Origin of the sequence: Bacteroides mucinivorans (assembly GCF_034654355.2) — a bacterium.
Lineage (GTDB): Bacteria > Bacteroidota > Bacteroidia > Bacteroidales > Bacteroidaceae > Bacteroides > Bacteroides nordii.
Genome location: NZ_CP178179.1, coordinates 3,635,099 through 3,652,793 on the forward strand (window position 1 = coordinate 3,635,099; position 17,695 = coordinate 3,652,793).

The 17,695-nt window shown below is 39.2% G+C and carries 11 protein-coding genes; 3 read left to right on the top strand and 8 right to left on the bottom strand.

Features of this window, described 5'->3' with window-relative positions:
- Positions 1–45: 45 nt before the first annotated feature.
- From VCM39_RS14100 to VCM39_RS14110, 3 genes are all read left to right on the top strand, one after another.
- On the top strand, positions 46–645 hold the full coding sequence (locus VCM39_RS14100) for a hypothetical protein (RefSeq protein ID WP_322933676.1): 600 nt from the start codon (positions 46–48) through the stop codon (positions 643–645).
- Positions 642–1,700 carry a BF3164 family lipoprotein gene (locus VCM39_RS14105; protein ID WP_322933675.1) on the top strand — a complete coding sequence of 353 codons (1,059 nt, stop codon included), beginning with the start codon at positions 642–644 and terminating at the stop codon, positions 1,698–1,700. The genes VCM39_RS14100 and VCM39_RS14105 overlap by 4 nt, the downstream gene beginning before the upstream one ends.
- Before the next feature lie 67 nt (positions 1,701–1,767).
- Positions 1,768–2,811, top strand: a complete 1,044-nt coding sequence (locus tag VCM39_RS14110; RefSeq protein WP_322933674.1) for a BF3164 family lipoprotein — start codon at positions 1,768–1,770, stop codon at positions 2,809–2,811.
- Between the two features lie 82 nt (positions 2,812–2,893).
- Here the strand turns inward: VCM39_RS14110 and VCM39_RS14115 are convergent, their stop codons facing one another.
- The 8 genes from VCM39_RS14115 to VCM39_RS14150 form a co-directional block, all read right to left on the bottom strand.
- Positions 2,894–6,115 carry an efflux RND transporter permease subunit gene (locus tag VCM39_RS14115; protein WP_323674025.1) on the bottom strand — a complete coding sequence of 1,074 codons (3,222 nt, stop codon included), beginning with the start codon at positions 6,113–6,115 and terminating at the stop codon, positions 2,894–2,896.
- A 184-nt stretch (positions 6,116–6,299) separates the two neighbouring features.
- Complete coding sequence (locus tag VCM39_RS14120; protein ID WP_413544805.1) at positions 6,300–7,790, bottom strand: TolC family protein; 1,491 nt, start codon at positions 7,788–7,790, stop codon at positions 6,300–6,302.
- Positions 7,787–10,864 carry an efflux RND transporter permease subunit gene (locus VCM39_RS14125; protein ID WP_413544806.1) on the bottom strand — a complete coding sequence of 1,026 codons (3,078 nt, stop codon included), beginning with the start codon at positions 10,862–10,864 and terminating at the stop codon, positions 7,787–7,789. Before VCM39_RS14125 ends, VCM39_RS14120 begins: the two co-directional genes overlap by 4 nt.
- 90 nt (positions 10,865–10,954) lie before the next feature.
- Positions 10,955–12,052, bottom strand: coding sequence for an efflux RND transporter periplasmic adaptor subunit (locus tag VCM39_RS14130; RefSeq protein ID WP_322934237.1), 1,098 nt, complete (start codon positions 12,050–12,052; stop codon positions 10,955–10,957).
- 3 nt (positions 12,053–12,055) lie between these two features.
- Positions 12,056–13,678, bottom strand: coding sequence for an O-antigen ligase family protein (locus tag VCM39_RS14135; protein WP_322934238.1), 1,623 nt, complete (start codon positions 13,676–13,678; stop codon positions 12,056–12,058).
- On the bottom strand, positions 13,675–14,568 hold the full coding sequence (gene lepB / locus VCM39_RS14140) for a signal peptidase I (RefSeq protein ID WP_323674052.1): 894 nt from the start codon (positions 14,566–14,568) through the stop codon (positions 13,675–13,677). The genes VCM39_RS14135 and lepB overlap by 4 nt, the downstream gene beginning before the upstream one ends.
- Positions 14,569–14,629: 61 nt before the next feature.
- Positions 14,630–16,537, bottom strand: coding sequence for a hypothetical protein (locus VCM39_RS14145; RefSeq protein ID WP_322934240.1), 1,908 nt, complete (start codon positions 16,535–16,537; stop codon positions 14,630–14,632).
- 119 nt (positions 16,538–16,656) lie between these two features.
- Complete coding sequence (locus tag VCM39_RS14150) at positions 16,657–17,682, bottom strand: 6-bladed beta-propeller (RefSeq protein ID WP_322934241.1); 1,026 nt, start codon at positions 17,680–17,682, stop codon at positions 16,657–16,659.
- Positions 17,683–17,695: the final 13 nt, after the last annotated feature.

A 17,695-nucleotide genomic window follows, 5' to 3' on the forward strand; every position in this document is an offset into this window, starting at 1 on the left:
TTATACTTCAAGTAAGGACTTGTAGGCTTTTAAATAATGATTATTATGAATAAATTCATAGTTTTTCTTATTTTGATATTAGGAGTAAACACTATGTATGCTCAAAATATGTTTGGCATACACCGAGTAAATACTAAAGCTGGTACAGTTGTGGATGCTCCACGTATAGACAGTAAACATTATAAAATTCAACTTCCTAAATTTAAACAAGATGTTGATATCAGGCTTTTTTTTCATGAATATGTTGATGGGGAATACAAAGAAAATGATTTAGGAAATACGATGTATTTTCCAACTCCTAAGGAACATGCTTTTATAATGGACTTTGTTCCGGAAATGCAATATAGTGGTAATTTTAAATTATATATGTTCTATCCGGGAGTTATAAGATATTGTTATATGTTTCCGGAAGAAAATAGATACTTAAAATTTATTCCATATGCGACAACAAAAGCTTTATTAAGTACACCAATAAATATATTATTGGTATATGAGGACGATGAAGATGGAAAAATGGAGCAATTGGTAAACAAGTATACTGTAGATGGAACTTTGCAAACAAATACAAATACCGATAGAAAGCTACGTTCAATGCTAAAGCATTATTCGATTTTTTATTATATAATTGATGAAAGAAAAAAATGAAACTGTTAAGTCTTATATATTTAGTACTGGCCACTTTATTGGTAGGATGTATCGGTAAAGAAGAAAAGAGATACAATGATTGTACTACATTTTCATGGAAAGATATGGGTACCGAAATAGTACTGCAAGGACATGAGTTGAATTTAAGCGAACAGATAACAAGGCCAATGCGGCTTTCTGTGTCTGATTCCACTCTTATTTTATTAAACAATGATACCGAGGATTTGGTGCAGTTGGTAGATTTGAATACAGAAAAAAAAATAGGGCATTATGGGACATTTGGAAGTGGACCTGCCGATTTAATGACTCCTCGCTATGTACATAAAAAAGATTCATCATTATTTATTTATGACTCAGGATTACGTCGTTTTAATCATTACATAATAGATTCTGATAAGGTATTGAAGTTAAAAAATAGCACACAGTTTACTTACTATTTTGATGATGTAATAATGTTATCAGATTCTATACTGATAGCCAATGTTTTGGATCCGAGATTGAAAAAAATATCTTATTTTCAAGGTAATAGTATGTTAACGACAATGGGAGACTATCCACTAATAGAAGGAGGAAAATTCCCTTTAGAAGGACTTGCTCAATTAGAAGGTTTTGCTTCTTCTTTAGCATGGAATACTTCAAAGAGAAAGATTGCCATAGTATATAAACAGACTGATTTAATAGAAATATATGATGAAACCGGACGATTGAAAAACAGAGTTCAGGGACCTGACATTTTTTTCCCCTCAAAGAGCATTAAGAACATTGGCAATACCCAGAAAGTTACAGCCAATATTGGGGAAGAAAGAGATGCTTATTTTTCTCCGGTAACTACAACTAATGAGCTTTTTGTTCTTTATTCCGGACATGTTTATCATCCCGGGGATAAAAATTACTTGTTAGATCATTTGTTTGTTTTTGATTGGAATGGTAAGCCTCTCCGTCAATACAAGCTTGATATACCGATTTTCCGATTTGTAATAGATGAAAGTAGCCATACAGTATATGGACTAACTGATTCACCAGAGTTTCGTATAATACGATTTAATTTAGAATAAAGTGTAGTAATTTATGGTTTAACAGATAAGGCAGAGAACCGTATTGTACCGTTTTATCTTTTATGATATGATACACACAAAGACAACAATTGCGTTAGGGCTGATAATATCATTTCTGTATTCTTGCCAATCCGGTAATCAAGAGGCAATTCGGATAGAAAATATCATTTGTCACCCTATTTGTGGGGATGATTATATAATAGGAGGTTCTAATGCAATGGCACTATCAGATTCAATATTAGCAGTTATAGATGCCAAGTCCGACTCTATGTTACTCTTTTTCAATATAAAAACGGGGAAATATCTCCGAAAAGCCGGTGTACGTGGACAGGGGCCCTCCGAATTTACAGTAATCTCCTCATTAAGTTCATGTGGTGAAAGCGCTTTCTCCTTTTACGATATGAATAAAAAAAAGTTTTACTGTACCAATGCGATAGTAGAAGATAATGTCCAATTCACTTCGGTTTTTAGTGTTGACAGTGTGCATCCTCTTGAGGTTCACCTCATGGCTAATGGAAAGTATATAGCTCCCGGTATCTATGACAATTATCGTTTTTGCCTATTGGAACCAGATGGACAAGTACAAAGTACATTCGGAGAATGGCCTTGTAGGGATGAGGAAGAAAAGAAAGTATCCGGTATAGTTCGTTCGCAGGCCTATATGTTTAATATAGCGGCATCTCCTTCCAAAACAAAATTTATAGCTTCTCTTCTGACTGCGGATATGTTGGCTTTCTATCAATTGGAAAACGATTCGGTGCGTTTGATAAAAGAGTCTATTCTCGCTTATCCTGATTATAGGTATAGAAATAATCCTACCGAGTATTCGGGGATTTCAAGAGATGCACCAATGACTTATTTGTGCGCTACTTGCACTGAGGATTATGTATATGTGTTGTATTCCGGAAAAACCCTCCGTGAGCATGCTTTGGCTTCATTTTCCGGAAATACAATATATGTCTATACATGGAGTGGTGATAAAATAGCAATGCTAAAGAGTGATAAAGCCCTAAACCAAATATGTTTGTCTGAGGACGAAAAATCAATGTATGCCATCGCCTATGATCCGAATCCTATTCTTGTGCAGTTCTCTTTGCCACAATGGCATTGATCAAATAAATCTCAAATTACAGTCTATTAATTAAAAATCAATACAAATAAAACAGTAACAATTGTTTCATATCATACAAAGATTAGTTACGTAATATTGTTTTCCTTTTCAACGTAAATATCGGCAAGAAAACAAACACCCCTATCACCGACATTATCAACCCACCAATCGTACCTGCAGCCAGCGGAAACCAGAAACCTTCTTTCTCTGCCCCTACCATGAAAGGGATAAAGCCCAAAATGGTAGAAACGACCGTCAGAAAGATAGGAATAATCTTAGCATTCCAGGCTTTGGTGTAAGCACGCAGCGGAGAGATACGGGGCAGACGCCGGCGAATAGAGTTATACTCATTGAGAATATAAATACTGGCATTCACCGTGATACCGCACAACAGAACAAAGGAAGCAAAGCCTCCCTGATCAAAATTAAGCCTGAACCAATAGAAAGTTAGAAACACACCGATATAAGAAACAGGAATCACAAAGATAATGGCCAACGGCTGTTTCTGTGAGTTGAACAGGATACTGGTAGTTAAGAAGATGATAGAGATGACGATCAGCAGAAGCAGGTATTGTTTATAGTCTTTTCCACCCCACCACCAGCCACCACCTTCTTCTTCGGCTTTATATCCCATAGGCAGCTTCTTATTAAATTCTTTCAGATCCCGACGCAGAATCTTGTTTCCTTGTTCGGACGAGCCAATATATTCATATTGCAGGCACAATCGGTATTGCTGATTCTCTTTCGCCACCTGTTGAGGCATCTGTCCCTTCTCCACCGTGGCCAGTTCAGAAAGTTTATACGCTTTGTCACCCGTTTGATACGGAAAATATTGCATGGCCCAAATATCATACTCATCAGATTGACGAGATGACAATCTGATTCTTTCCATACCACGCTCCGTCAGCACGGAACCGATATCCATATTTCTGCCAAATATCGGACGAACGGAAGAGAAAAGAGCATCTGCCGAGATATCCTCCTGTGCCATACGTATCTTATTCAGATCGAAATAAAACTCCTGATAATCATCCTTCCACCAGGAGAACTCTGAATTAATGATAACCTCTTTGATACGCCGATACGTCAGCAAATGTTCTTTCAGGCGTTCGGCCCAATAGAATAGTTCATCGTAATTGTAACCATACATCTTGACACGGAAAGAACCGGCATTCTCACGAACATCATTACTAAACCCCTGATCTTCTAAGCCGTACACACCCCAACTACCTCCGCCTAACTGCAACGACTGACTAATAACATTCGCTTTCAGCGTATAAGGGAAACCACTCTTCTGGTGCTCTTTAGTGAAATAAACATTTATATTTCCGCGACGGGCATTATACACGGAGGTATGAAACTGCCTGATCTCCTTAAACCGGCTCAGATAAGTTTCCATTTTTTTTATCAGGGCATTCATCTGTTCCAACGTGCTCCCGTTGGGCAGATTGGCATTGATATACAACACGACCTCTTCATTACGGGTGAAATAGCTACCTTCATATACCTTCTCGACGAAAAGACGGAGGCTTCCTCCCAATACTTTATCAACGATAGGTTTCACCTTTTCTTTGTAAGTAGTGGTTCCCAAAGTTTTGTTATAAGCCGTTGCGCGCCAATCATCGCCCTCCATTTTCTCAGGAAGAAGAAAAACAGGAAGTCCGAACAGTAACACCAATAAGAGACAGATAACCACTCGCCAACGACATAAAATCCGTATCAGCCATGCATAGAAACGAGTGAAATATACCGGAAAACGACGAAGAAAATGGCGGGAAATATATAAGATATGGGAGAAAACAGTTCCGGAAGAAACCGGTTGCCTCAAGGAACGGCGTTTGCGTTTTTTCAACCCGATCTTCTCTATCATAGAAGGTACAAAGAAGAGAGCTACAAACAGAGAAACAGCAAGATTAATGATTACAACAGCAGCAAAGTCCTGAAGATTTAATCGTATGCTTTCATCCAGAAAAAAGATAATGACCAATGCTCCCATCGTAGTCAGGGTAGCAGCCAGTACAGACATAAATGCTTTCAGATTGCGACGGCGGAAAATGTGATCCGTCATGACAATGGTGTTGTCAATGACAAGATTGAGTGAAACCGTAATACCTGCCAATGAGTAAAGCTGCATTTCCAATCCGAAGAGATAATAGAAAATAACAGCAACAGCAATATTAATACTCAAACTAACCACTATCAACAACAGGTAACGCGGATTCAATGTAATAAGCAACACGAAAACCAACAATATCAGCACCGTCAATCCCGTGCGTAGATAAATCTTGTTCATTTCATCCTGAATAAACTCTGTAGCGTCATAACTGGTATGAACCTCATAACCTGCCGGAAGTACTTTCTGAATCTCTTCCATCACAGCATTGACCTGTTTACTAAGCTGCAATTGATTGGCAGTCTCTTCGGCTGTAACAGACAAGTAAATGGAGTTCAACCCATTGATGCGGTAATAACTTTGAGGTTCCTCTTCAACCCGGGTTACTTTTACCAGTTCGTCAAGACGGATCACCTTACCATCCGTTGCCTTTACCAAAATCCCGGAAGGGTCAAATTGATCTTCCTCGTGCTGAGGAACTAACGCCAGACGTATCCACTCCTTCCCTCCGGAAGCTGATTCGACATCATAAGTACCAAGAAATTCTTTCTGATAATAACGACTCACCGCTTGCTGAATATCCCCGGGACCTATCCCAAGATGTATCAACTGATCACTATCATACTCCAGACGCCACTCCATCGGAGTAGCCCCACTGATATCAATCTTATAAATACCGGGAAGTTGCGCCAGCTTCGTCTTGATGTGTTCCTCTGCATACTGCTGGATCAGGATAGGTGCAGACGGTGCATTCAGGGTGAATGAAAGGAAAGGACGCGAGGCATTATCATCCGACCGCCTCATATCTATATTCGGATAGTTCACTTCATCGGGTAGTTCCGGCCAGGTTTGCCGGATAATAGTGGATGCCTCAAAACGGACAGCATCCATATCGGTATGCTTGTCAAGCTCAATATTGACACTACCCCAACCATTACCCGAGGTGGAATTGACATTTTTCAACCCTCGAATGCGAGCCAGCATTGATTCTAACTTACTGGTTGCTTCCATCTCTACCACACGGGCAGAACTCCCCGGCATACTAAAGTTGACTGACAACCCCCGTAAAGTTCGCGACGGACTAAGTTTGACAGGCAACAACGGAATTAGTGCCACGCCAACCAATGCTACACAGATAAAGGCAACAATCAGTGTAAAAGCAGAAGCTCCTCGTTTGGTATTTTGATTCATTGTATTCATTGTACTAAAATATGATTCACCACAGAGTGACACAGAGTTACACTGAGTTTTTTAAACGTAAAAACCAATAAACTTTCTTTAGCTCTTATCTCTATTTTTTGTTCTTTTGTCCTTCTGTTCTTCTGTCTAAAAAACTCTGTGAAACTCTGTGCTACTCTGTGGTGGGTTTAACTCATTACCTCACCAACTTTCCTCCTGCAAAGTCAAACTTATCGGACAGTGAGAAACCGCTTGCAAAATCATGTAAAGTCAATTTACGTATCTTATAGTAATTCAACCAATAGTTCTGCAAAGCAGAGATGTAATTCTGTTGTGCGGACTGCTGACGACTCAAGGATAACGTCAGACTATTGATATCCGCCTTACCTATAATAAATCGTTGACGGGTTTCATTGTAAGCCATGATAGACAAGTCCAACGCTTCTTCAGCACTCGCGATCAGATTCTGCTGAATATTAAAATCACCAACGGTCATTATTAGCTCTTCTTCAATACTTATCTCACTCTGCCGGGCAGAGATTTTGGTTACATTCAGACTGTTACGAGCCATATTGTACTTACCTTTCCGCACACCCCAGTCCACCAACGGAATAGAAAGACTGACTGACACTAAATCCTGCTGCATGGGATTATGATACACATCTCCGAAATTATCGGAAGCCTGATTGAAACCGATACTCGCATTCACACTCGCATTAAAACGGGATTCTTTCTTCGTCCGGTCCACATTTCTCTCTGCCTCCAGGATATTCTGTTTCAACCCAAGCAATTGAGGATTGTTACTACGTACAGATGCCAATGCATCGTCTACCGATATGGTCATCTCCCGTGGACGGGCCGGAAGCTCCAGTTCAATCACCGTATTCTTATCGATGTTCAGAAAGGAAGCCAATGAGAACATGGCACGTTTCAACGCACTTGCCTTATTCTGTAAGGTATTACGGGCATTTACCAGATCCAACTTCAAAGTCAACAGGTCGGCTTTGGAGATAGAAGCGATCTTCAAACGCTGCATGCCTATGCGATAAAGGGTATCAGAAGAAGCAACATTCTCTTTCGCTAAATCATATTCCGCCTGTGCCATAGCCAGACTGAAGAAATAACCGGTAGCCTTCTCCGATACAGCCTCCACGTTATAGATAAACTCTTTCTTCACCTTCTCATATTTCAAAGGCTCAATACGCCGTTCCCACTTGAACGGGTTATATCCGACAAGGCTTTGTGAATATCCCAACCGTACTGGAACACTGGTAAACTGAGTAGAACGGTTATCGCCGAAGTTACGCATATAGCCCAATTTAGACTCTAAGTAGAAGGTACCACCGGTAAGGTCAAAGTTCTGTCTCACAGACAAACCTCCCGAAGCTGAAAAAGACTGCTGGCTACGGTATACATCCAGATTCTGCTCCGAATCATACCGTTTGGTGATATCACGGTAATACTCCGCAGGAGTCATATCCAAAGTTAGGCTTGGCAGGCGGTTAGCCTTATAGGTGCGGTATTCCCAATAACCGGACAAATACATGTTCTGCGTACGAAAAGCTTCCAGTGAACTATCATTTGCCAGAATTATAGTACGCTGCAAATCCAATTTAATCCGTTCCTGTGCCTGCATCTGTCCGCAACAGAACAGACAGAAACAGAAGTATATCATATATCTTTTCATATCTTCTTTTCTTTATAAATAAACCAATAGATCAACGGAATAATAAACAGACTCACCAGTGTGCCGATAAACATAGCCCCTATCATAGCGATAGAGAGCGGTTTCTGTAATTCGGAGCCCATATCGAAAGAGAAAAGCAGAGGCACCATGGCAAAGATAGTAGTCAGTGAGGTCATTATGATGGGGCGCAACCTTCGCCGGCCGGCTTCGTGAATGGCCTCCATCAAAGGCACTCCTTCTTTGCGCAACTCATTGATGGCATCCAGTTTCAAGATAGAGTCATTGATGATAATACCACAAGTTACTATCAGACCGATAGCAGACATCAGATTCAGCGTATGACCGCATATCCATAACAACAACAGGGCAAAAGCCACATCGATCGGTATCTCTAACAGTACAATCAAAGGTTGTACGAAACTTTCAAACTGTGCAGCAAGAATGAAGTACATCAGTAGAATAGAGATAAACAGAATAACGACCAACTCTTCCAGCATCTTTTTATTGGAGAAGAAACTACCCGAAAAACCGGTATCCCAGGCATCACTTTCGTTTACTACTGCTTTTACATCCGCTATCAAGCTTTCAGCATCTTTAACCCCATAAAAGCTAAACGGAATATATTCGCCATTCCGCCCGGCTGTAATACTCTTAAGATCTTCTGCCGGAGTCACCGTTATCAACTCCCGAAGCGGTATATAATTTCTGGTACCATCACTATTATTATCCTGCGTTTGTACCAACGTTTCCTGCAACACCGTATTCACTGTTTTTTCGTCACCGGCAATATTTATAGGCAAATATTGCTGATAGGAATGCAACATTGATACACTGTTCTCCTTAAAAGCCGTCTTAAGGGTCCGGTAGAGTTCGTCATACGACACATTATACAACAGCAATTTCTCTTTCTTAATGCTGAGATTCAACTGATTCTCAAAAGCAATACCTGTAGGAGCAATGCCCGTGCGCTGTCCCAACTGGTATTCCAGACTTCGAAGGGTATCTGCCTCCGGAGCTTTATCTTTATTACGGGCATATAGTTCGGCCGTCACATCCGCCTCTCCGGTAACAAATAACTTTTCAAACACGGTTTCGGGAGGTGAGAACGAAACCACTGCCAATGGATAGCGCTGTTTAAGTTTCAGATAAATTACTTGTTGTAAGGAAGCTATCTCATCCGATGTTTTAGTCTTGAAGTAAAGTTCAGCTTCCGATGATGAAAGTTCCTGTTCACGGTTCAAAATAAAATCTTGCTGGCCAATGGAAGCAGTCTGCTCTATTGTAGCTGCTTGCAACCCGTGAAACAGTTCATCTACCCGCCGTTGGTTCTCATCCAGATGGATATTTTCATTCCATTCAACACGGGTAATCAGCTCGTTCTGGTCAATCTCCGGCATGCGTTCCTTATCTATAAAGTAAAAGAAAAAGACGCAGAGAGGGATAGAAATAATACAGAAAATAATACTGAAAGTTTTATGATCGAACACCCAGTCTACTCCCCTGTCATAAAAACGGTCGAGTGTATGCTCTTTGATCGGGTTGTTAATCTTAACAGAAAACCATTTCCACTTCCGGGTTACCACCCCCGTACGATAGACCAACATATATAACACAGGAAGTAACATAATGCCCGTGAAGTAAGAAACCATCAAACCAACTGTCACCGAAAAAGCCTGATCGAAAAAGATAGCTCCGGCAATACCACTCATAAATATCAGTGGGACAAAGACAGCAATCGTAGTTAGTGAAGAACTCAACATCGGAGTTACCACCTCACTGGTACCCACCACACAGGCCCGACGAAGCGTATATCCTTTCTCCCGGTATTGAGAAATATTCTCTGTTACGATAATTGAACTGTCAATCATCATACCCAATGCTAAAATCAATCCGGAAAGAGAGATGATATTCAGCGACATTTTGAAAAGATAGAAAAAGAGGAAACTAATGACAATGGAAACCACCATACTCAACCCGATGATGAAAGGGGATTTTATATCTCCTAAAAAAAGCACTGCTACGATACAAATAAAAACAAATCCCAACGAGAGGTTCTGTTGCAGGTTAGATATGGTATAATCCAACAATTCTGTCTGGTTACGGCTGATACTAAAGTCTATATCCGGATAAACATCCCGAAAATAGTTCATGGTATTCATCAGAGCCTCTTTCATCTTGTCCATGTTTTCATCAGCCTGCTTGATAATGGCCAACGTCACGGCACGTTTACCGTTAGATACAGAAACACCGGTTTCTTTTATGGGAGTAATCGCTATCCGGCAGAATTCTTTCAGTTGAATAATTCGCCCTTCTTTGCGGAGATAGATATTCTCCACATCTTCTGCCGTGCGCAACAGGGTAGAAAACTTAATGTTGTATTCATAATAGCCATCACGCACAGTCATACTTCCCGGCTCTACGTTGTTACGAGCCAATGCAGACTCAATATCCGATATAGAAAGTCCCATTTGCAACATCTTATCCATATCCGGTACTATCTGCAATTGTCTTTTCAACACTCCCGTCACATCCACCATAGCTACTTCTGTGAGTTGTTCTATGCGCCGTTTGATCACCGATTCAGAGAACTCGCATAAATTCAGAAAAGCTTGCAGATCTGTAGGCATAAACGCGCTATCGCTCTTCAGTGTCAAATTCAAATAAAACACGGGAATATCCGTGGCGTTCGCCTTTATCACTTTAGGACGGTTTGTGTTTTTGGGCAAATAATTCATGGCGGCATCAATCTTTTCGTTCACCTCGATAAAGATCAGATCTGTATTCGTTCCATATTCAAAGTTTAACCGGATAATACCTGCCCCATCACGGGTTTCACTGGACATATCTTTTAGGTTAGCCACCTGGATCAATTGTTGACGAATCGGCTTCACTACGGTGTTTTCCAATTCACGGGCAGAAGTGTTGGCAGCAGATACCTGTACTGTTATCTCAGGAATAGCAATATCCGGCAATAAAGATACAGGCAAAGTGAAATAAGTAACCAGCCCTACGATAAAACAAGCTGTAAAAGCCATCAATACCGCAATGGGACGTTGTATTAAGAATTTTATCATACCATTTTAATTTACGATTAGACAATTTACTATTTACGATTGGAGTTACTCTTCCTGTGATAAGCAAAGTTTAATCCAATTGCCAATCGTCTAATCGTCTAATAATTGCACCGGAGCCTCATGTGCCAGGTTCACATTACCCGAAACAATAACAGTATCTCCTTCCATCAGCCCATCTGTAACTCCGGCATCGGCTTTATTAGCAACCACACAACTATCCGTATTCTCAAATCCGGTCCGTACATAGTTCCACTGTGCTTTTCCTTTATCCAATGTAAAGACAACCTGTTTTCCTGAACGCAGTACCACAGCACTCTTAGGGATCACTAATAATTGCCCCAAAGAACGCTGTACACTTATCCGTACATTCATTCCGCTAAACAGTTTTCCTTTTCCGTTCACCCGTGCACGTACTCTCACCATTCCTTTATCATCTACCAATGGGTTTATTTCCGAAACGCTCCCTTCGTACACAGAGGTAGCATCCGCATAAGGAGTAACCACTACCCTATCTCCGTTTTTAAGTAACGGTAATTCACTTTCGAGTACAGTAAAACCCGCCTCCATCCCTTGTGTATCTATGATAGTACAAAATGTCTCTGAAGTATTAGCCAGATTATAAGGTTTTGCAAAAAGATTTGCCACCACACCGTCAAAGGGAGCAGTCAGTGTAGCATGTTCCTCCTCGCGCTTTACTAATTCATATTGTGCTTTACTTTGGTCATATCCACTCTTTACCTTTGCCAGTTTCAGAATATCCGCCGGTACTTTATTAATATCATCCATAGCATATCCCTGCCCTATTAGTACATCCTGTAACTCCAGTCGTGCACGCTCCAGCGCATCTTCTGCCTGTGTCAGTTTATTAGCTAACCTAAACTGATCCAATTCGGCCAGCTTCTGTCCTTTTTGCACCCAGTCCCCATTCTTTACATAGATATGAGCTACAATTTCACTACTCTCGAAACGCAAATCGGCTTGATTCTGTGCAACTACTTTTCCATTACTCACCAATTCATGGTGGAAATCCTGTTTCTGCAATGCCACCACTGATACCTCATTCTTTACATCAGGCAAAACGGTTTCCACTCCTTTCTCTGAAATATTCTCTTCCTTCTTCTTATCAGAGCAAGAGATTAAAATCACAAATGCCAGACAATAAATGCTAATAGAATTATATCTTTTCATGATTCAATATTGTTTCATCATTTTCCTCATTTCCTCTCTCATCTCTTTCACCGCAGTCGATTGAACTTTAGGTTCTTTTGTCAACACAATCTCAGCCATTTTTTTCATTTGCTCCGGCATATTACATTCTGCATAGAGTTTCGCCAGTAGATAATACGGATAGATTCTTCCCGGAAGCCGATGTGTGGAACGTATAAAAAACTGTTCAGCCATTTCATAGTGTTTCTGCTGCTGGAAATTCTTACCTATGACATTTAATATCATTGGATCACAATTGCGAACAGCCGCCTCTTTCAAGATCGATGTAGAAGCATCATATTTTTTTAACTTGTGCAGAGAATGTCCATATTCAAACAAGAAAGTTCCCCGATTTTTCAATATCGGATACAATTTTTGATAACCCTCACTGGCTGATTCATAAGCTCCGATATTATATAACATTTTGATATTGGCCCATTCTTTACACTCCTTAGATTTATCTTCCCGCCACAATCCAGCTCCCATCAAACCAATAAGAAAAGCAAATACCGCTAAGCCTATTCGTGAATTACCTATCACACAAGCAGCTAATAATAAAAAAAAGGTGATAACAAAAGCAGGCAGTTGCATCGGATAAGAAGAGAATGCAAACACTAACAACGAAATCACCCCTCCACATACGCTAATCCTGTCTCCCTTTATCCCACACCAAAGACAGAAGCTTACAAACACCAATAACATCAGGAAAGTCCCTATTCCCCATTCTATAATAACCTGCAAATATTCATTAAAAGCATATTCAGGACTTCCGGCAACCAATTCTTCCTGAGATGAATAATCTCCTTCCGCAAAATAATCCTCCTGTGCCCTCCCATAAGCAGTTGCAAAACCATCTATACCATAACCAACTACCGGACGTTTACTAATAGCCTGGCAAGTAATCTTCCACATAAATAATCTTCCGCTCGCCGAATCTCTCTTTAAATAGAACAAGGCCGCTCCTCCTATCATCAGACAGATAAATCCCAATGTTGCTATAGCAATTGCTTTTTTACGATGTTCCTGCCATGCCATCCGAAGCTTTCCCCCCCAGGAATAATGCATACCGCAGACCCATACTCCGGATACTACAGCAGCTAGCCATGCCGAACGGCTCATTCCGGCAGGAAGTACACAAATGATCAGCAACATAACACCACCCGCCAAATAAAAAGCGACCTGTTCTATATAATTTCGATTTGATTTCTTTCCAAGTTGCAACCACTCATTCAGACTAAGTGGAAATACCATTGCCAAATATCCTGAATAGGGCCCCGGATTAAAAAAAGAACCGGTGAGAGCAAATAAAGAATGATTGGAAGAAGTATATCCATATATCTGTTGTAAGCCATAAAAGGCTTCACTTCCTCCCAATAGAATAAGACTCCAAACCACAACCCGGTAAAAAACACTTGTTATATTCTTATTTTTATACCCAACCAATAACATTATAAAAACACATACAGCAAACAGTACACATGCCTTACCCAGCCACGACCATTGACCTGCCAACTCTCCTACTGGTAAGTTAGTCGGATTGACCCATACAACGGCAAATAATGCAGTAACGGGTAACAACATGAAAATATGAACACCAATATGCTTCATTTTATTCTTTTAAATATTCTATTCCATCTAAGGTGCCCTGTCATGGGATCAACTGATTTCCATATAAAAGTGGCTTTCCCTACAATAAATGGTTCAGGTAACATTCCCCAATAACGTGAATCCTGAGAATTCTCCGCCCGATCTCCAGCTACGAAATAATAATTCTCCCTAAAACAATACTCATTTACCAGGCTATCTCCAATAAATACATTCTCCTCTTCTATCCGGATTTTCTTTTTTTGTTCCCAGCCAATCAGTTGCCTATAGAGTGATGCTGTCATACGATCTAACATCACTACCTGTCCCTGTCGTGGTATAGGCAGGGGTCCAAACTCCTGTACTGTCCAGTTATGTTTTTCATCCCGTGGAAAAGCAGATAACACTACTCCGTATATTGTGCTATCTGTAAGTACAGATATACGTCTCTGTGCAGATAGATTTCCTAATATCTCTTCTACTCCCCATACCTTGAAAAAGCCCTTTCTTATTTCTAATGTATCCCCCGGAAGAGCTATACAACGTTTCACATAATATTTCATCACATCAAAACAGATACTATCCCAACGTCCTTCCTGATAAGGAAAATTAAAAACCAATACATCATTCCGTTTCAATTTTCCTAAGGCAGGCATTCTATAGATATCTATATCCTCCTGGTTTAAAGCACCCGTAACATTAAATAGCCGCGCTCCTTTTACCAGTTTGTTCACCATAATCCTATCACCCGCCCACAAAGCAGGCTCCATTGAGTCGGAAGGTATTTTAAAAGAAGTAAAACAAAATAACTGTATTAGTACCAGAAAAATCAAGGTCATACACAAATAAAATAATAAATTCATCAATTTATAACCAATTTTTTTCAGATGTTTTATTAATATCTCCTGATTCATTAGTTTATTCATTTAACATAAGTTTATCCAATGAACATCCCCTACAAGCTGTTTAAAATTATCATAGAAATATTTGTTCACCCTCATCTATAAAGAAAGGTCTTTCCTCCTTACCTCGGTTAAGATTATGTAACCATAACAGTGCGTTCTCCGGGATATTTTCATATAACAGAAAAGTAGTATCCGCAACTTGCTTTCCCAAAGACATCCAGCCTTTTAAACCATTCTGATAAAACAATTCATAGGTATCCCCCAAGTGAATAAAATTATCATCATTTCTTGGAATATATACCATTCCCGTTAAATTTTCCACTTCGCCAAGATCTATAAAATACGGTTCGTTTAAAATTTCAATATAAGTCACCCAATCGCTGTCACAAATCAATTTTCCATTGGAAGACCTGTCCATATCATTCTTTTTCACCCCCCATTTTTGAAATTCCAACTTTTTATCTTTATTATATAGTTCTAATTCAGCTATTTCTAACCGTTCTTTTTCTTGTGTTGCACAAATGTAACGACACAGATGTGGCTTTGAAAAATACACCTTATTATAGTTAACCTTAGGTGTATCTACCAATTCATACAATAATTCGTTTTTTTTAAAGTCTAAAGTTCGGGAACCAACAAATTTAATGCCCACAGCTCTATTCAAAAAATTACGAGTATTACGTATCGGATATTTTCTTGTCAGCTTTGCCGTATGCAGTTTTTGTATATTTGGAATAAAGTAAAACGGCACAGATCCTTCTTTAAGAATAAAAGGATAGCCTGCCGGCAATACTTTACCGCCTCTACAAAACACAGGGTGATATATCAACTCTTTTTCTACATTTTTGAATCGAGCAGTATTCCCATCTACTACAGCGATGTCAATTGGACTATATTTATCATAATCATAAACGGACAGGTATGCATACTTATTTTCAGAATTACCTTCGATTGCCACTTCAAAACCACTGTCAGGGTAATACTCATCTGTTACGTCACGCAAAAAAACATTCCGGAATAAATCGGGAACATCCAGATCATCCATAACATCCATGTCCTTCTTTTGAACACCGAAGAATGTTCGATATACTTTTCCTCTTTTTCTATCATGAGCCATCCCTCTTTCCGGCAAACCCTCATAATAGTTGAAAGGAACGGAGATACTTGTCGTATCAATCACTGCACTCCAAAAATGCCGGCTATTATAACTCGGTGAAGTATAATACATATCCATTGCTACAGGAATCCCTAATGATCTCATCACATAGGAAGTGATATCACACCCGTCACGGCAATAGCCCACCCTGTTTTCCAAAAGAAAAAGAGCCCCCATGTGAGGAAGTGAAAAGTCTATCCTACTATAAAACTTTTCCGATTGCAAATAAGTGGCCATCCTTCTGGCTGCTTCTACAACATCAGTACCCTGATATAAAGAATCTAAGACCGAACCATAGCGATCATAATAGATCTTTCTCCACCTTTCCAATTTCTCATTGCCTACACGATACGGGAGAATATATTCACAAAAATCCTCAAAAGTATAATATTTACTCCAGGAACGTTTATTCCATACCTCAAAAGCATAATCGATATTCTCTATCAACAAATCAGCGGTGATAACATCTATATCATTTATTTTGGGAAGATTTTCATAATGAAACCACTTCCATTTTTTTATCACTTCTTGTGGAAGCCACCCATCTCCATTTTTCACTTTTATTTGTTTAAGGCTATCAACAATTTCATTGGGAGCATACGAATAATAATAAGGTATGTGTTTTATCAAGTAACATGCAGCCTTATACTTCAAGCTATCCACCGGAAACTCGCTGTAATGATCTAAGACCTTTTGAAGTTCTCCTTTATTCTTTCCGGCCATCTTCAATGATCGATCCAAAGGAGACAACGAGCAGGAGTGCATCAAAAACATGATACAAAACAATGAAACAGTCACTCTGTTTTTTTCGCTCAACAACATCCTATGATTCGTTTTATTATTCACTGATACAATTCACTTTTTTGCACTTCCACTAATCTTTAGCTGAAAAGGAGAACACGACAAGTAATGTCTCCTCTATTTTCTTATTTCCAACAATCTTAATCAATAAGTCCATTCAAGTCCAAAAAAGCAAATTGTATCATATCATCCAAATTCAAGATCAATCTGTTATTCTTTTTATCATAACAGAAACTACTGATACGATATCCTGTTTCTAAGGTTTTGAGGTAGTCACCATTCAAATTAAAAACAAGAAATTTAGTTGGAAGTGCAGATTTGATCTTACCGGATTTATCCTGAATAAAACTATCTCCACCGGAATAAAGCGCAAATATCTTATCGTCACAAAACACCCCATCACTAAAATAGTCTGTTCTTGTTGTTTTTCTATCACCCCATCCCGGACCATAGATATTACATATTAATTCTCCGTCAAAATTACAAATAGTTATCAAATCATAATTAGAATAGAATTCCGCATATAATTCATTTTCCTTAGATGCCGTACAAACAATACGTTTTTTCTCAATCCCGGGATGTTCATACTTCATAAATTCTATTTCGCCTGTTTCCATATTCCACTTTGCCACAGACGGTTTAAAGTTGGAGTTCCCTATAGGTTCTATTACTCGACCTATACAAAGAGAATCATTTATGAACTGATATTCGCTGGGAAATTGCTTTGCATTCATTCTCATTTTAACCCATGGTATATAGAGTGAATCCATTATAACACTATCTATATTATAGCAGAATATCTTCTGTTTACCATGATCTGTCACATATATTTCACGGTTAGAATTATTAACCTCTATATGACCTATATTAGTAATTTCACTTGGTCCTTGCCCTCGAGGTGCGATACTTGTCACATAACTAAAGTTATTTTTATTAAATATATGTATCAGTTTATCCAAAGATAATACATCGACAACAATCAGATAATTATCTGTTAAAAATAATGCAGCCATCCGCCCAATAGGAATCTCTTCAATCTCTATTTCCTTTACTTTTTCATGGATATTGATGACATTATCACGTTTGTTCTGATATTTTTCTGTTTCGGTGCTCTGTCTACAGCTCCCTAAAAGAATAATAATTAAAAAATAAAATAATCTATTCATAATTTTAAAAATT

Coding starts and splice junctions, on each gene's coding strand:
- lepB (WP_323674052.1), bottom strand. CDS start 14,568: ATGAATCAGGAGATATTAATAAAACATCTGAAAAAAATTGGTTATAAA.
- VCM39_RS14105 (WP_322933675.1), top strand. CDS start 642: ATGAAACTGTTAAGTCTTATATATTTAGTACTGGCCACTTTATTGGTA.
- VCM39_RS14100 (WP_322933676.1), top strand. CDS start 46: ATGAATAAATTCATAGTTTTTCTTATTTTGATATTAGGAGTAAACACT.
- VCM39_RS14130 (WP_322934237.1), bottom strand. CDS start 12,052: ATGAAAAGATATAATTCTATTAGCATTTATTGTCTGGCATTTGTGATT.
- VCM39_RS14115 (WP_323674025.1), bottom strand. CDS start 6,115: ATGAATCAAAATACCAAACGAGGAGCTTCTGCTTTTACACTGATTGTT.
- VCM39_RS14145 (WP_322934240.1), bottom strand. CDS start 16,537: ATGTTGTTGAGCGAAAAAAACAGAGTGACTGTTTCATTGTTTTGTATC.
- VCM39_RS14135 (WP_322934238.1), bottom strand. CDS start 13,678: ATGAAGCATATTGGTGTTCATATTTTCATGTTGTTACCCGTTACTGCA.
- VCM39_RS14120 (WP_413544805.1), bottom strand. CDS start 7,790: ATGAAAAGATATATGATATACTTCTGTTTCTGTCTGTTCTGTTGCGGA.
- VCM39_RS14125 (WP_413544806.1), bottom strand. CDS start 10,864: ATGATAAAATTCTTAATACAACGTCCCATTGCGGTATTGATGGCTTTT.
- VCM39_RS14110 (WP_322933674.1), top strand. CDS start 1,768: ATGATACACACAAAGACAACAATTGCGTTAGGGCTGATAATATCATTT.
- VCM39_RS14150 (WP_322934241.1), bottom strand. CDS start 17,682: ATGAATAGATTATTTTATTTTTTAATTATTATTCTTTTAGGGAGCTGT.